The 15,791-nt window shown below is 70.0% G+C and carries 12 protein-coding genes; 10 read left to right on the top strand and 2 right to left on the bottom strand.

What is annotated here, in order from left to right:
* The first annotated feature begins 25 nt into the window (after positions 1-25).
* The 5 genes from OHB01_RS01835 to OHB01_RS01815 all read left to right on the top strand — a co-directional run bounded on the left by OHB01_RS01835 (position 26) and on the right by OHB01_RS01815 (position 4,483).
* Positions 26-733, top strand: coding sequence for a TetR/AcrR family transcriptional regulator (locus OHB01_RS01835; RefSeq protein WP_328709342.1), 708 nt, complete (start codon positions 26-28; stop codon positions 731-733).
* Between the two features lie 65 nt (positions 734-798).
* On the top strand, positions 799-969 hold the full coding sequence (locus OHB01_RS39820) for an Ig-like domain-containing protein (protein WP_142645905.1): 171 nt from the start codon (positions 799-801) through the stop codon (positions 967-969).
* Between the two features lie 985 nt (positions 970-1,954).
* The gene (locus OHB01_RS01825; protein WP_142645903.1) at positions 1,955-3,265 is read left to right on the top strand and encodes an AAA family ATPase; all 1,311 of its coding nucleotides are present in this window, start codon (positions 1,955-1,957) and stop codon (positions 3,263-3,265) included.
* 10 nt (positions 3,266-3,275) lie between these two features.
* Positions 3,276-3,902 carry an RloB family protein gene (locus OHB01_RS01820; RefSeq protein WP_261985786.1) on the top strand — a complete coding sequence of 209 codons (627 nt, stop codon included), beginning with the start codon at positions 3,276-3,278 and terminating at the stop codon, positions 3,900-3,902.
* A gap of 80 nt (positions 3,903-3,982) precedes the next feature.
* Positions 3,983-4,483 (top strand): GNAT family N-acetyltransferase, encoded by a 501-nt coding sequence (locus OHB01_RS01815; protein WP_142645901.1) that lies wholly within the window; start codon positions 3,983-3,985, stop codon positions 4,481-4,483.
* 150 nt (positions 4,484-4,633) lie between these two features.
* Here the strand turns inward: OHB01_RS01815 and OHB01_RS01810 are convergent, their stop codons facing one another.
* Positions 4,634-6,085, bottom strand: coding sequence for an endonuclease/exonuclease/phosphatase family protein (locus OHB01_RS01810; RefSeq protein ID WP_328854858.1), 1,452 nt, complete (start codon positions 6,083-6,085; stop codon positions 4,634-4,636).
* A 256-nt stretch (positions 6,086-6,341) separates the two neighbouring features.
* Between OHB01_RS01810 and OHB01_RS01805 the strand changes: the two genes are divergently transcribed.
* The 4 genes from OHB01_RS01805 to OHB01_RS01790 all read left to right on the top strand — a co-directional run bounded on the left by OHB01_RS01805 (position 6,342) and on the right by OHB01_RS01790 (position 8,842).
* Positions 6,342-7,313, top strand: a complete 972-nt coding sequence (locus OHB01_RS01805) for a DUF2332 domain-containing protein (protein ID WP_328854857.1) — start codon at positions 6,342-6,344, stop codon at positions 7,311-7,313.
* 95 nt (positions 7,314-7,408) lie between these two features.
* A complete protein-coding gene (locus OHB01_RS01800; RefSeq protein ID WP_328854856.1) occupies positions 7,409-7,786 on the top strand; it encodes a hypothetical protein in 378 nt (125 codons plus the stop codon).
* 177 nt (positions 7,787-7,963) lie between these two features.
* Entirely contained in the window at positions 7,964-8,548 is a 585-nt protein-coding gene (locus OHB01_RS01795; RefSeq protein WP_142645897.1) for a hypothetical protein, read from the top strand.
* A gap of 18 nt (positions 8,549-8,566) precedes the next feature.
* Positions 8,567-8,842: a HesB/IscA family protein gene (locus tag OHB01_RS01790; protein WP_142645896.1), complete on the top strand. Its 276-nt coding sequence runs from the start codon at positions 8,567-8,569 to the stop codon at positions 8,840-8,842.
* A 17-nt stretch (positions 8,843-8,859) separates the two neighbouring features.
* Here OHB01_RS01790 and OHB01_RS01785 read toward each other — a convergent pair whose 3' ends face one another.
* The gene (locus OHB01_RS01785) at positions 8,860-14,358 is read right to left on the bottom strand and encodes a non-ribosomal peptide synthetase (protein WP_328854855.1); all 5,499 of its coding nucleotides are present in this window, start codon (positions 14,356-14,358) and stop codon (positions 8,860-8,862) included.
* 505 nt (positions 14,359-14,863) lie between these two features.
* Between OHB01_RS01785 and OHB01_RS01780 the strand changes: the two genes are divergently transcribed.
* Positions 14,864-15,790 (top strand): TauD/TfdA family dioxygenase, encoded by a 927-nt coding sequence (locus OHB01_RS01780; RefSeq protein ID WP_328854854.1) that lies wholly within the window; start codon positions 14,864-14,866, stop codon positions 15,788-15,790.
* Position 15,791: the final 1 nt, after the last annotated feature.

Below are 15,791 nucleotides of genomic sequence, written 5' to 3'. Positions count from 1 at the left end.
AGAGTGTATGTTGTAAACTTACGGCATGGGAGAGACGGACGAGTTCCCGCTGATCTGGACCCGGCCACAACCGCGCAGGCGCGGGCTGGACCGGGAGAAGGTCGTGGCGGCGGCGATCGGCGTGGCCGACGAGGCCGGGCTCGACGGCCTGACGATGAAGGCGGTCGCCGCACGGCTCGGGCCTTACTCGCCGATGGCCCTCTATCGGCACGTGCACAGCAAGGAGGGCCTGTTCGACCTCATGCTCGACGCGGCCACGGCCGAGATCCCGCTGCCCGCCGAGCCCGGCGGCGACTGGCGTGACGACCTGCGCACACTCGCCCTGGAAACCCGGCGGATGACGTCGCGGCATCCCTGGTTCGCCATGCTGGTCCACGCGCGCCCTCCGGCAGGCCCGCACATGATGCGCCGGCTGGAGTTCATGCTCACCGTCCTCGTACGGCAGGGCGCAAGCGTCGGCGACGCGATGACCTACGCGGCGCTGCTCGATCGGCACGTCCTGGGCAGCGCGCTGCAGGACAGCGAGGAGGCCCGTCAGGAGCGGCATCAGGGCCTGGACGACGACGCCCGGCTCTATGCCGCCATCGCGGCGCTGCGCGACCTGGCCGCCGCCGACGGAAGCCTGCCCCACCTCACGGAATGGCTCACCCATCCGGCCGGTCCCACGCCGGAGGAACGCTTCGTGATCGGGCTCGACTTCGTCCTCGACGGGATCGCGCGCAGGCTGCCGTAATCGGGGCCGCGCCCGAAAACCGAGATCACGAAAACCTTTTCGCACGCTCCGCGCCGCTCTGATTTGTGCTGCCAAGGCGACCCGGCACCGTCGCCGCCACCTGCAACGACGGCTCGAAGGACAGCCGGGTGGCGGTGACCTGGGACGCGACCGATCCCGAGCGGTACGCCGCCCCGGGCACGTTCACCGTCACCGGGCACGTGACCGGGTGCTCTCCCACTCCAGCGCACCCTTGACGACCTTCGGCCGCCAGCCGCGGATCGGCCTGCCGGTCTCCAGCGACCTCGTGGTCGCCTTCAGCAGCGCCAGATAGGACGGCCACACGACGTCGCCCTCCAGGGTGAGGCCGTCCTCGTTGAAGAACTCGCCCGTCTTCCCCGTACGCGTGTCGATGAAGAGGTTGCCGCCGTCGATGGCGTAGGCGAAGGGGGATCAGGTGGCCGTCCCGCCAATACCCGTCGGGGCCGATGTAGCAGAGCATCTTCCACTCGCTGTGGATCTGCTTGGCGGGCATCAGCTCATAGAAGGGGGCGGGGCCGAACCCCAACGAACCGGCAGCTCCTCGGTCGTCGGCTTCTCCGGGGTCGGCTCCTCCGTCGGCGTCGGGCAGGCGGCGGCCGTCGTTCGCCTCCCACCCGGCGAGGTTCTGCGGGTCGGCGCCGAACTTGAGCTTCCGCAGCGTGGCCGAGGCGTGCGCGCCCAGCCAGCGTTCGATGCGGTCCCACGCCTGGTTCACCCGCGCCGCGATCGCCGGATCGGGCGTACGCGGGGTGTAGGTGGGCTCGTCGCTTGGGAAGCCGGGGTCCTGCGGGATGTCGGGGGTGAGCTTCGCCTCGTCGTCCCACTGCACCGGCGGGCACCCGATGCTCTTCGCCTCCTCGGGAGTGAGGGCGTTGGCCTTCATCTCGGCTTCGAACTCGGGATCGCCGCAGGACATCGACGCGACGGCGCCCATCGATGTGGAGATGCACAGCACCGAATGCACCGTGAGATCCGGCTCGCCGGCGAGCCCTCCCAGCACAAGCACGCTCACGAGCGCCGGCCACACGACACGCCGCGATCTGATCACCGGCGCACTGTATCGATCTTGACCGACAGACCTCAGGCCGTTCGCAGGCAAACGCACCTTTGATCGCAATTGAAACGCGGTTTCGGGGGAATCTCTCCGTAGATCGCTCTGAAACTGTATGGTTCTTGCGCTCAAGTGAAGAGGTGATCACTATGCTTCTGCGCTTCCGGGTGGCCAACCATCGGTCGTTGCGCGATGAACAGACGTTGTCGTTCGTGGCCGCGCCACGGCGGGGGGAACAGAAGCGAAAGGGTGCTGTGATCCCTCGGACCGTGTCAGCGGCGGGGATCTACGGTGCGAACGCATCGGGCAAGTCCAACGTGCTGGACGCCCTGCGGTGGATGAGCCGGGCGGTGAAGAGTTCGCATACCACGTGGGCGCCGAGCGGAGGGGTGCCGCGACGTCCGTTCCTGCTCGACGAGACAGGCCGCAAAACCCCCTCCTTCTATGAGGTCGACTTCCTCGACGAGGGAGTGCGGTATTCCTATGGCTTCGAGATCGACGACGAGAACGTCCGCGGCGAGTGGTTGTACTCCTTTCCGGCCGGGCGGCCCAGGACGCTGTTCGAGCGGAACGGGCCCGAGGACTACAGGTTCGGTCGTTCGCTCGGCGGAGAGACCGCCCGGATCGCGAAGCTCACCAGAGGGAACGCCCTTTACCTCTCCTCGGCGGCTTCCAACAACCACCCGTTGCTGGGTGCCCTATACGAGACGTTGGCGGAGAAGGTCCACTTCGCCGAGCAGGATCACTTCGACGAACAGGCTCGGCTCTCGGCGACCATGTCGCTTCTCGAGCATCCCCGAGCGGCCAGGGACGTCAACGAACTCCTGCGGCTGGCCGATCTCGGCCTGGAGTCGGCCGAGGTGGTGCGTCGCGAGATACCGCCCGAGGTGCTCACGAGTTTCCGGCGTCTGCGAGAGGCCGTACGGGAGAGTGGCGGCGACTTCGCCACCGACGAGGAGCAGTTCGGAAAAGAGATCCGCCTACGCCGGGCCGGGACGGACGTCACCCTGGACATCAGAGAGGAGAGTGCGGGCACCCGAGTCTGGCTGTCGATGCTGGGCTACACCCTGGTGACGCTTCTGGCCGGACACCTGCTGGTGGTCGACGAAATCGACTCCAGCCTTCACCCCGTGCTCTCCTCGACCTTGATCCGGATGTTCCAGGACCCCGAGATCAACCGGACCGGGGCGCAGTTGCTGTTCGCGTCCCACGACACGACACTGCTCGGCACCATGCTCGCCGACGACACCCTGGGCCGGGACGAGGTCTGGTTCACGGAGAAGGACGCGAACGGTGCCACATCCCTTTTCCCGCTCGCCGATTTCCGGCCACGAACCGACGAGAACATCGAGCGTGGTTACCTCCAGGGTCGATATGGTGCTGTGCCGTACCTGAACTTCGACAAAGTTCGCGAGATCTTCCGAGGAATGGAACCCCGACTGGATGAGCCCTCGGCGTAGCCCCCCACGCTTGGAACGGCCTTCAGCGAAAAGAGATCCGAAGAAGCGCATCCTCGTCATATGCGAGGGCGTCGTCACCGAGGTCCAATACTTCAACGGGGTGAAAGACCACTTTCGAGCAGTCCCCGTAGAGGTCGGCCACTGCGACGTCGACGGCTGCGGCAAGGATCCGCTGAGCGTCGTGAGGGAGGCGATCCGGCGTCGGGACAAGGCCCGTTCCGCCGCGCGGCGGCACCGGGACGCCTTCCTCGCCTATGACGAGACATGGGCGGTGGTGGACGTCGACGATCACGCCTCTCTGGATGAGGCGATCCGCGTGGCGCGAGATGATGGGATCAATCTGGTCATCTCCCGCCCCTGCTTCGAGATCTGGCTGCTGTGGCACTATCAGGATTGTCCGGCCGCTCTGACCGCCAAAGAGATCCAGCGGAAGCTCGCGACGAAACTGCCGAACTACGACAAGCATCTCTCTGCGACATTTCCCTACCACGACTATCTTCGAGCCGAACGCCGTGCGAAATCGGCCGATCCCGATCACTCGGCACCTAACCGGAAAGGGCGCAATCCCTCCACGAACGTGTGGCTCGTCGTGAACGGGATCGCCCAGTCCGGGAAGAGAGAACCCGTCGGCATCTGAGCCTCGTACGCTGATCTTCTTTTCCGGGGGTGCGGGAAAACCACTGGGCGTACCGGGCCGGGGCGGAGGAGACTCGGCACATGGGGATCATCGCGGCGGAGCGGCTCACGTTGTGGCCGCTGACCGTGCAGGACGCGGACGAGATGGCGGAGGTGCTGTCGGGAGAGGAGCTGTACGCCTTCATCGGCGGAGCCCCGCCCACCCCGCAGGAGCTCCGCGCCAGGTACGCCAGGCTCGAAGCCCGCCGCTCACCGGACGGGCGGCAGGAGTGGCTCAACTGGATCATCCGCCGCGACACCGACCGGCGGGCGGTCGGCTACGTCCAGGCGACCGTGGCGGACGAGGGGCGGCGGGCCGAGGTCGCGTGGGTCGTGGGAACCACGTGGCAGGGCCAGGGCTACGCCTCGGAGGCGGCGGCTGCCCTGGCCGGGTGGCTGCGGGCGCGCGGCGTCGCCCGCATCGAGGCCCACATCCATCCCGATCACCACGCGTCCATGGCGGTGGCCGGCCGGGTCGGCCTGGCGCCCACCGATCACGTCGAGGACGGCGAGCGCCTGTGGGCCTGGGAGGCCGGGGCCTGAAACGCCCCGGCCTCCCGCCGGTCTGCGCCAGTCTGCATGTCCTCCTGCCGGTCCGCGCCGGTCTACCCGGTCTGCGCCGGTTCGCGTCGGTCTGCCCGGCCTCCCGCCGGTCCGCGCGTGAACGGGCCGGTCTGTGGGCGGACGAGCGGCCTACGTGCGGCCGGGCAGCCGCAGCGTCGCCACGACTCCCGCATGGTCGGACGGCCACAGGCCCAGCGGCGTACGGTCGGTCTGCCTGTTCCCGATCACGTTGATGTTCTTGACCCCGAACGCCCCGCGGAACAGGACGAGGTCGATGCGGCGCGACAGCGAGGAGACGGAATTGCGCAGGTCGGGCGCCTGGCAGCAGGTGAATCCGGGGTCTCCGGAGTGCCTGAACCTCCACGCGTCGGAGAAGCCCTGGTCGAGAAGGAACCGGTAGGTGGCGAACGTCGGATCGTCCGGGTCACTGGCGTTGGCGTTGAAGTCGCCGACGAACACGACGGGCAGGCGCGTGTTCGCCGCACTCGCCACGAGCTCCTGCGCCTGCGCCCGCTGAACGGTCAACGGTGGTGTCGAGTCCAGATGGGTGTTGACGAAGCGGAACGTCCGCCCGCAGACGGTGGCGTCCACGGAGATCCAGCCGCGGATGTCGGTGATGGTGCCCGCCGGTGAGCGCTGCGTCGAGTTGATCACGTAGGTCTGCACCTGCCGGTTGGACAGCGTGATCTTCCTGGCCGCGTCCGCCCTGACGATGACCACGTCACGATAGGTGAGGCGCACGTCGATCCCGAGCGTGCTGGGCACCTCGATGTCCGTGCCGGGCATGATGCCGACCGTCTCGTAGTGGTGCCCCAGCCGGTCGAGCTCGGCCAGAAGGGCGTTCAACTGGTCCGACTGCACGTTCTCCGCCGGCCGCGAACCGGTGCGCACGATGTCGACCTCCTGGAGGCCCACCAGGTCGGGCTCGTTGCGGGCGATCTCGCGGGCGACCGCGGCCGCGCGTTCGGCGGGCGCGCTCGCGATGATGTTCTGGTAGACGGTCGTGACCCCCGCGAGGAACTGCGGGAGCGTCTGCGCGGCGATCAGCGGCGCGAAGTTGCTGCCCAGGTACATGTTCTGCGTCATGACGCGAATGTTGGGATCGCAGGGTTTCGGCGCCGGCTCGTTCCTGGGGTTTTTCCGGGACTGCGCCGCGTTCTGCTGGTCGCCGGCGTTCTGCCGGCCGTTGGCGCTCTGCCTGGTCTTCTGTGCCGATGAATTCCGTACGTGCGAATCGGTCTTTTGGGTGTTCGAGGTGATCGTGCGCGAATGGGCGAGTTGCCGGTTGTCCGGCAGTGCCCTCGATTGCGTCGTGGACTGCTGAACCGGCGACAGGACCTGGGTGAAATCACGGAGCAGCTTCTGGTTCTGGCCCTGGCCCTGGTCGCCCCGCTGCCGCTGATCGTTCTTGTTCTTGCTCTTGTTCTTGTTCGCGCCGGGGTGCGGGGAGAAGGGGTCGGCGGCGGCGCGACCGGCCAGGCCGCGCGCCGGTATGGGAGCGGCCGTGCCGTCCGCGGCGGCGTGGGCGACGGTGCCGCCGGTCAGCAGTGCGCCGACCGTGAGAAGCGCGACAAGGCTCATTCTTCTGGGCAATTGAGCTCTCCTATGCGCGGGTTCCCCGACATCGCCTCGTTCATCGCGAATGTCGGTATTAGTGACCCGCCGTGAATGGTTCCCTGCCGCCTTGGCTTTCCTTTCCGTTCACCGTGTAAACGGCCATCGCCTTTTCTTTCGACTGCCTTGGGCGCGCATGTGGTGTCGGTTGCCGAGCCCCTCTTATCGTGCGCTCTTTCCTCCTGGTTTGATGGGATGTCGAGGTCGATATAGGGAGACAGGCATGGAGACGGCGCAGAGGTATCGGTACTTCGCGGAGCAGGAGGTCAGGGAGCGCAGCCCGGCCTACGAGGCGCTCGCTCTCGGGATCGCGGCCGACCCCGGGCTGCTCGAACTGATCGACGGCCTGCCGGAGCCGAAACGGCAGCCGAACCTGCTGCTGGCCGCAGTCCGCTTCCTCGGCGGGCCGTACGACGAGTTCGGCCGCTTCCGGGAGTGGCTCGTGCGCCACTGGCCCGAGGTGCGGGAGACGATGCTCGCCCGGCGGACGCAGACCAACGAGACGGGCCGGTGCGCGAGCCTGCTGCCGGTGCTGGCGGCGCTGCCGCAGCCGCTGGCCCTGGTGGAGGTGGGCGCCTCGGCGGGGCTGTGCCTCTACCCCGACCGCTACCGCTACCGCTATGACGACGGGCCGGAGATCGGGCCGGCCGAAAGCCCGGTGCTGCTCACCTGCCGGACGAACGGGAAGGTGCCGGTGCCGGAGCGTCTCCCCGAGGTCGTGTGGCGGGCCGGGCTGGACCTCGACCCCGTCGACGTACGCGACGACGAGGCGGTGCGCTGGCTGGAGTGCCTGGTGTGGCCGGAGCAGCAGGACCGGCTCGCCCGGCTGCGCGGGGCGGTGCGGATGGCGCGGCAGGACCCGCCCCGCCTGGTGCGGGGGGACGCCGCGGCGGCCCTGCCCGATCTCGTCGCCGCCGCGCCCGCCGGGGCGACGGTCGTCGTCTTCCACAGCGCGCTCATGCCCTACCTGGACGCCGAGGCGCGGGACCGCTTCGTGGCGCTCGTACGCGATCTTCGGGTGCACGGTCTGCCGGTGCGGTGGATCTCCAACGAGGGCTCGCCCCGGCTGCCCTCCCTTCTTCCGAAGCTGACGGCCGGGCTGCCGGAGCGGCGGCTGGCGTTCCTGCCCGCGCTCGACGGCGAACCGCTCGCGATGGCCGGGCCGCACGGCGAGTGGCTCGACTGGCTCGCCTGACCGGGCCGATCTTCGGGGCGATCTTCGGGCCGATCTTTAAGCCGGGGCGTGGGATCCGCACCGCGGGGGGTAAGGACAGACCGGAAGGAGAAGGCATGCCTGACCCTGCGGTGACGGAGCGGCTGCGCCAGGTCGTGGACGAGCTCTTCCACGACCGTCTCCGCGTGACGCGCCGCGACCTCTACTCCGCCGCCGCCGCGGACATCCACGTGCCGGCCGAGACCCTCGCCCTCCTGAACGAGATCCCCGAGGGCTCCTACAGCCGGGGGGAGATGCTGGAGGCCATCGAGGGGGCCGTACGGGACCGGGACGAGGCGGAGCGGGAGGCGCGGCGACCCGAGCGGATCGTCGCGCTGGAGGACACCGCCGAGGCCGAGCGCGCCATCATCGGCGACACCACGTTGAACGCGCTGATCCAGGGGCCCTCCGGCCCTCCGCCGGACGCGCCGCCGTTCCGGGAGCCGGGCGAGTGATACGCACTGTGCCGCCCAAGGACTGTGCCACCAAGAGACTGTGCCGCCAAGAGCGGGTGCTGCCAGAAGACTGCGCCGCCCAAAAGACATAGGCCGCCCACAGACATATGCCGCCAGAAGGCGCGTGAGGCCGCCAGAAGGCACACGAGAAGGCGCACGAGGAGGAGGGGTGACGCGATGCGATCCGGCCCGGTGACGATGCGGGTGCGACGCTACCTGCCCGACGGCAATCCGTTACGGCGCGGCACCGACCGCGTCGAGTCCCTGGCCGTCCTGGCCTTCCTGATCCTGTCCGTGCTGAGCCTGGGCGCGGCGTACGCCGTGGGCGCCGCCGTCTATCGCGGCGGCGTGGCCGAGGAGCATTCCGGGCGGTGGGTGACGGCGACCGTCACGCGTGACGCGCCGGCGGCCACCTGGGTCGCCGTGGAGGGCACCGCCGCGCGGCTGCGCACGGGCGTCGCCTGGACGACCGCCGACGGCCGTACGGTGACCGGGCAGGCGCCGGTGCCCTCGGCGGCCAAGGCAGGCACGCCCGTGCGGATCTGGCTCGACCACGAGGGCAGGCCCGGCGACGGCCCGCGCAGCCGGATCGACACGGTCGCGGACGCCGTCGCGTCCGGAACGGCCACGGCGGCGCTGTCGCTGACGATGCTGCTCGCCTGCCTCGCCCTTGTGCGCCGCCGTCTCGATCACCACAGGTACGCCGCCTGGGACGCCGGATGGCTCGCGATGAACCGGCGGCGCAAGCCCAAGGACGCGTAAGCACACAGGAGGCGCGTCGTGCTGACAGTGACCGACCATGCCGTTCGGGCGATCCGCGATCTGATGGTGGGGGAGTATCTCCCCGAGGAGGCGGGCCTGCGCATCGCGGCCAAGCCGGGCGAGCCCGCCTCGCTGGAGTTGTCGCTGGCGAGCGCGCCGTTCGCGGGCGACGAGGTGATCGAGAAGGCGGACGTGCGCGTCTTCGTCGAACCGGAGGTCGCCGAGGCCGTCGGCGGCAAGACGCTGGACGCCGAGACCGGTCCCGGCGGCCGGCCCACCTTCCGCTTCACCTGATCACCTGTCGCCCGTACTCACAGCTCGGCCGGGACCCGTGGCGGCGGGACGCTCGCCTCCTGGCGGCTGCGCAGCGCCTCCAGGCCGACCAGGTCGTCCGGCTCGGCGTCCGGGGTCTCCTGGTCGAACCTCGCCAGGGCCGGGTGCCGCAGGGCCAGCGTGATCGTGAGTGCGATGGCCAGGCCGCACACGACGTACAGCAGGCCGATGCCGCGGCCCTCGCCGACGCCGATCACCTTGCCGACCGTGCCGGCCAGCGGGCCGTCCGGCCGCATCAGCGGCTCGAAGAGCAGCCCCACCAGCCAGGCCTGTACGGCGAGGCCGACCGGCTGGGTCGACAGCGCGAGCATCCGGTTGATCGCGATGACCCGGGCGTGGTAGCGCTGGGGCACCTTCGAGTGGATGATCGTCAGCCAGATGCCGTCGCTGATCGTCATCATCAGCGACATCCCGAAGGCGCCGATCGTGATGAGGACGAGCGACGGGCGCAGGCCGGCGATCGCGCAGAAGATCCCCAGCACGCCGGCGGCCGCCAGCATGCCGAACATCCGGCGGTCGCGCGGGCCGCCCCACAGCGTGATGATCAGGCCGCCGCAGACCGCCCCGATCCCGGCGAGCAGCGCCACCCGCCCGGTGTCGGCCAGCTCGCCGACCGACAGCACCAGCGGCGAGATCATGATGAACCCGGTGAACAGGAAGAAGTTCACGATGAACATCGTGAAGGCCATGGCCCGCAGGCCCCGCCGTCGCAGCAGATAGCGGAAGCCGTTGCGGATCTCGGCGGAGACCGTCTCACGGCGCCGCCAGGCCATCGTGGCCGGGAAGCGCACGAGCAGGGTCACGGTGAACGCGATCGCGTAACAGACCACGTTGGCGGTCAGGATGCCCTCGATGCCGATCAGCGCCAGCACGGCGACCGAGAACAGCGGCACCATGAGCTGGGCCACGGCGTTGCCGAGCTGGACGACGCCGCCGACGTGATGCAGATAGTGCTTGGGCGCGAGCTGCGGACCGGCCGACTGCCAGGCCACCCGTTGCAGGGTCACCGATATCGACAGCACGACCAGCAGGCCGTACAGCAGGGGCATGCTCAGCACGTCGCCGGCCATCAGGGCGAGCAGCGCGGCCTGCACGGCCAGCGACAGGCCGTCGGCGGCCAGCATCGCCCGCTTGCGGTCGTAGCGGTCGACGAGCGCGCCGATCAGCGGCGCGAGGACGAGCCCCGGCACCAGCCCGATGATGGCGAACAGGCCGAACTGCACCAGCGAGCCGCTCTTCAGGTACGCCCAGATCGGCACGGCGAACTCGGTCATCACGGCGCCGATCATGGAGACGATCTGACCGGTCGCCACCGTGAAGAACCGGCCCAGGCTGGGTTGCGGCCCGGCGACGTCGGCCTTCCGGTCGGTGGACAGCGCCTGCCGCCACCACGTCGCCGGGTCCTCGGGTGGGCGTGGCCGCCACTCTCCGGGGCGTTCGACGGCGGCGTGGGTGGTCGTGACGATCGCGGCCAGTTCCTCGGTGCGATAGCGGAGGAAGTAGTGGCCTGCCTCGGCCATCACGACCAGTGCCGTGGTCTCGGAGACGCAGTGCCAGTCGCGGTAGCGCTCCTGGTAGAAGTCGGTCAGCGCGTCGCGGTCGCCGACGATCGAGATCACCGGGGCGCGCAGCTGCGGGCTCTGCCGCTCCACGAGCTCGCTGAAGTAGTCCTCACCGGCCCGCGCGTCCACGCGCATGGTGCGGATGATGTGGTCGACCTGCTCGGGTTCGAGGTCCTGGAGATCGGCGCCCATCGCGCGCAGCCAGTTGGCGTGCGCGTTGGCGTTGTCCAGCGCCTTGCTGCGGAAGATGCGCCCGAGCAGGCCGTTCAGGCCCTTGGTGGGGGTGGCGAACGGGAAGCTGCCGCCCATGTAGACGGCCTCCACGCGCCGCCCGGCGGCCTCAAGACGCCGCGCGATCTCGGCGGTCAGCGCGCTGCCGACGCAGTGGCCGTACAACGCGACCGGGCCGCGCACGCGCTCGACCACCTCGTCGCAGACCCGCTGGGCGGCCTCGTGGAACGGAATCGTGCTCTCCTCGACGCCCAGCTCGTGGCCGGGCAGGGCGACCGCGAACAGCGAGTGGCCGTCCGGCAGCGCGTCGGCCAGCGGCTGGTAGACCATCGCGCTGGCCCCGCCGTACGGGATGCAGACGAGCGACAGCGCCGACGTCTTGATGGGCCGGGTGAGCTCGACCAGCAGGCCGCGCGGGCCCTCCTCGGCGGTGCTCTCCGGGGTGCCGTTGGCGGCGTCGATCACCGCGGCCAGCTCGCGCACGGTGCGGTTGGCGATCGCGTCGAGCACGGTCACCTGGTAGCCGCCGGAGGGCAGCGCCTGGCGCAGCTTGGCGACCATGCGGATGAGCAGCAGCGAGTGGCCGCCGAGCGCGTTGAAGTCGGCGTCGATCGAGACGGCGTCGATGCCGAGGACCTCCCGCCAGACCCCGGCCACCACGATCTCGGTCTCGGTCGTCGGCTCGGCCAGGTCGTCGCCCACCCGGACCACCGGATCGGGCAGCGCCTTGCGGTCCACCTTGCCGTTGGCGTTGAGCGGGATGGTCGCAAGCGGCACGAACACCGACGGGACCATGTAGTCCGGCAGCCGTTCCGCGCAGTGGTCCGCCAGATCGGACAGCTCCGGACCGGTGGGGACGTAGTAGGCGACGAGCCGCTTGTCCTCGGAGGTGAACGCGTGGACGGTGACGACCGCGTCGCGCACCCCGGGGTGATCGAGGACGGCCGCCCGCACCTCGTCCAGCTCGATGCGGTAGCCGCGGATCTTCACCTGGTCGTCGAACCGGCCCAGGAAGGCCACGTTCCCGTCGCGGGTCCAGGCCACCCGGTCGCCGGTGCGGTACATCCGGCCGCCCGGGTTGAAGGGATCCGGCAGGAACCGTTCCTCGGTGAGGTCCGGCCGGTTCATGTACCCGCGGGTCACGCCCACGCCGCCGACGTACAGCTCGCCCGGCACGCCGACCGGCTGCAGCCGGCGGTTGGCGTCCAGGACGTACATCCGCATGTTGGGCAGCGGGCGCCCGATCGGGACGACCTCCACGAGCTGGGCGTCCCGCACGGGATAGATGCACGTGCCGACCGACGCCTCGGTGGGGCCGTACTCGTTGATCAGCCGGCCCGGGCCGAGCATCTCCAGCCAGCGGTTGGCCATCGAGCCGGGCAGCGCCTCGCCCGCGACGACGATCTTCCCGGCGAGCGCGGCGGCCTGCCGGGCGTCGATCTGGTGACCGAGCACCTCCAGGTGCCCGGGGGTGCACTTGATGAAGGCGTACGGCCCGCCCGCCACCAGCAGCGAGCCCAGCTCGCCCATGTCGAAGTCCTGCGGCAGCACGGTGACCCGGTGGCCTGTGACGAGCGGCGCCCACAGGTTGGGCACCACGAGGTCGAACGCCACCGAGCCGAACAGCGGCGCGCCGCCGTCGCCCTGGGACGCCAGGTCCTCCACGGCCCACCACACGTGGTTCACCAGCCCGCGGTGGGTGACCTGCACGCCCTTCGGCTTGCCCGTCGATCCCGAGGTGAAGATCACATACGCCAGCCGGTCGATGTCGTACGGCACGCCGACCGGGTCGCGCGGCTGCCCGTCGAGCAGGCCGCCGCCCACGTCGACCACCTCGACGCCCTCGAACAGATGCGCGTAACCCGCTGAGGTCAGGACCAGCGGGGTCGCGGCGATCGACAGCATGTCGTGCACGCGCTGTGCGGGGAACTTGGGATCCATCGGCAGGTAGGCCGCGCCCGCCTTCCACACGCCAAGCAGGCAGGCGATGAGATCCGGGCTCCGGTCGAGCAGCACGCCCACCGTGTCCTCCGGGCCGATGCCCCGCTCGCGCAGCAGGTGAGCGACCTGGTTGGCGCGGGCGTGCAGCTCGGCGTAGGTGGTCGTGCGGCCCTCGAAGGCGACCGCGACCGCGTCGGAGTCCGCGTGGCGCTCCAGCAGCTCGGGCAGGGCGACGTCCGGGTAGGGCCGGGCCGAGTCGTTCCAGTCGTCCAGCACCACCTCGCGCTCGGCGTCGGTGAGCAGCTCCAGGCCGGCCAGCGGGGTGTCCGGGGCGGCGGCGATGCGCTCGGCCAGCGCCCGGTAGTGCCCGGCCATCCGGGCGACGGCGTCGGCGTCGAACCGGTCCTTCTGGTAGGTCAGGTAGAGCTCGGGGTCGCCGGCGCCGTTCAGGTGCACCAGCAGCGCGAGGTCGTAGGTGAAGTCGTCGACCTCGTGCTCCCAGACCGACGCCTCCAGCCCGGGCCAGCGCCCGCGCTGGTCGCGGAAGACGCGCAGCGAGAAGCCGACGGTCGACAGCGAGAAGTTGCGGGCGTCCCGGTCGCTCAGCGCCCCGGCCAGCTCCGAGAACGGCAGGTGGTTGGCGAGCGCCTCGCCGAGCCTGCGCCGGATCCCGGCCGCCGCCTCCCGGAACGACGGGTCGCCGGACAGGTCGGCGCGCAGCGGCAGGGCGTTGACGAAGCAGCCCAGCACCGGCTCCAGCTCCACGCGGCGCCGCCCGCCGTCCACCGTGGCGATCGTCAGGTCGCCCTGCCCGGTGTATCGCGCGAGCAGCATCGAGAAGACCGTGAGCAGGGCCACGAACGGGGTGGTCCCGGGGCCGCCGGCCTCCCGCAGCGCCCGCAGGACCTCCTCCGGCAGCGTGAACAGGTGGCAGTCGCTCCGGTTGCCCTCGGTGACGGCCTGGCCGTCCCGCGCGATGGGCAGCTCCACCGCGCTCGCGCCGTCGAGCCGGTCGCGCCAGTGGGCGAGCCGCCGCTCGCGCTGCTCGCCGGTCAGCTCACGCCGCGACCAGGCCGCGTAGTCGGCGTACTGGAGCGGGGGCGCGGTCACCTCGGCGGGCCTGCCCTCGTGGGCGGACGCGTACACGCTGGTCAGCTCGTCCACGATGATGCCGACCGACCACCCGTCGCACGCGATGTGGTGGCAGACGAACATCAGCACGTGGTCCTCGTCGGCCAGCCGCACCAGCGTCGTACGGTGGACCGGCCCGGCCTCGAGGTCGAAGCGTTCGACGGCGGCCCTGCACGTGATCTCCCGGGCCCGGGCCTCCCGCTCGGCCTCCGGCAGCTCCCGCAGGTCCACGACGTCGAGCGGCGCGGGCCCGGGGTCGAGGATGACCTGCCGGGGCTCGTGCCCGTCGCCCTCGTAGACCGTACGCAGGATCTCGTGGCGTTCGACCAGGCTGTCCAGGGCGATGGTCAGGGCCCGGAGGTCGAGCGGGCCGGTGAGCCGCAGGCCGATCGTGGCGTTGGGCGCCGGGGCGCCCTCGGCGAAGCGGGCGCCGAGCCACATCTGGGTCTGCTCGTAGGAGCAGGGGGCGGGTCCCTCGCCGCGCGGGGTGATCGCGTTGGCGGCGGCGGCCTTGGCGGCCCTGGCCGCAAGCAGCCGGCGCAGCGCCTCCTGCCTGCGTGGGGAAAGCGACGCTATTAAATGCTCGTTGTCAGTCGTCGGCGTTATCGTCACCGAGCGTTCTCCTCTCTGCGCAGACAATGCGCAGGACCAGCTGACCACGCAGAAAAGTGGTTGAACCAGAAAACGCTTGATCGTCGATTCCGCAGGACGTCGCCGCGTATCTCGCCGCGTTGAGCCGAGATGCGTGGGAGCGCTCCCACGAAAGTGATTATTTTACGATACGGGATGCACGCTGGGTAACGCAAGCCTCACTTTCACCTGCGATCACGTGCGCAGAGTATTGGGAAATCGACCTTCCGTCAGCGATTGCGGGTGACCGAACATGAGCAGCCGTCGGCATTGCCGACGGACACAGGCATATGTCGGAGAATTTGACTGGCGCCGTCGAGCGGACCGGATGAAACATGTTTCTTGCGCGTAACCCGATCCGGGTTCTATGTTGGCCGCCGGAATCTCTTTCCGCAGGGGCGCCGCTTATTCGAGGGCCCGCCTGCCTCCTTAATTCGACTTTTCCCCGTGCTCGGCCGCGGCCGGATCGCGCGCAGAAGGAGGACGCATGGACGACTTCTGGAAGCCCTTGGAAATAGCCCCGGACGGCGTCGCCGCCACGCCCGAGGGGCTGCTGCACCGGCTGCGCGAGCTGAACGTGGGCGACCTGCTGGTCCACGAGAAGGCGCTCGTCTTCCGGGGGTTCGGCGTCACGCCCGAGACCCTCGATCCCGTCATGGACATGCTGCTGCCCAACCGCCTGGCGTACGTGCACGGCAACTCGCCCCGCACCAAGGTCGGCGGCAACGTCTACACCTCGACCGAGTATCCGCCCGAATACACGATCTCCATGCACAACGAGCTGTCCTACTCCGCCACCTGGCCCTCGCGGCTGCTGTTCTACTGCGAGAAGGCGGCGGAGACCGGTGGGGCCACCCCCGTCGTGGACGGCGTGCGCTGGCTGGAGTCGCTCGACGACGAGGTCAGGGACGCCTTCGCCAAGGGCGTGCGCTACACCCAGAACCTCCACGCCGGCCGCGGGCTCGGCAAGAGCTGGCAGGAGACGTTCGAGACCGGGGACCGCGACCAGGTGGCCGAGTTCCTCGACGGCATCGGCGCGGACTGGCAGTGGCGGCCCGACGGCGGCGTGCGGATCTCCCAGGTCAGGCCGGCCACCACCCGCCATCCCGTGACCGGCGCCGAGGTGTGGTTCAACCAGGCCGACCAGTGGCATCCCGCCTCGATCGGCGACGAGGCCGCCGCCATGCTCGCCGAACTCATGCCGCCGGAGGAGCTGCCCCAGTCGGTGACGTTCCCCGACGGCGCCCCGATCCCCGGCGAGTACGTGATCCAGGTGCGCGACCGGGGCCTGGACAACGCGGTGGACGTCGACTGGCGGGAGGGCGACCTGCTGCTGATCGACAACGTGCTGGTCGGGCACGGCCGCAGGCCCTTCACCGGCTCCCGCCGCATCCTCGTGGCCATGTCCGACTGAT

Source organism: Microbispora hainanensis (assembly GCF_036186745.1).
Lineage (GTDB): Bacteria > Actinomycetota > Actinomycetes > Streptosporangiales > Streptosporangiaceae > Microbispora.
Note: the sequence above shows the minus strand (reverse complement) of the source record. Positions and strands in the feature narration are given on the sequence as shown.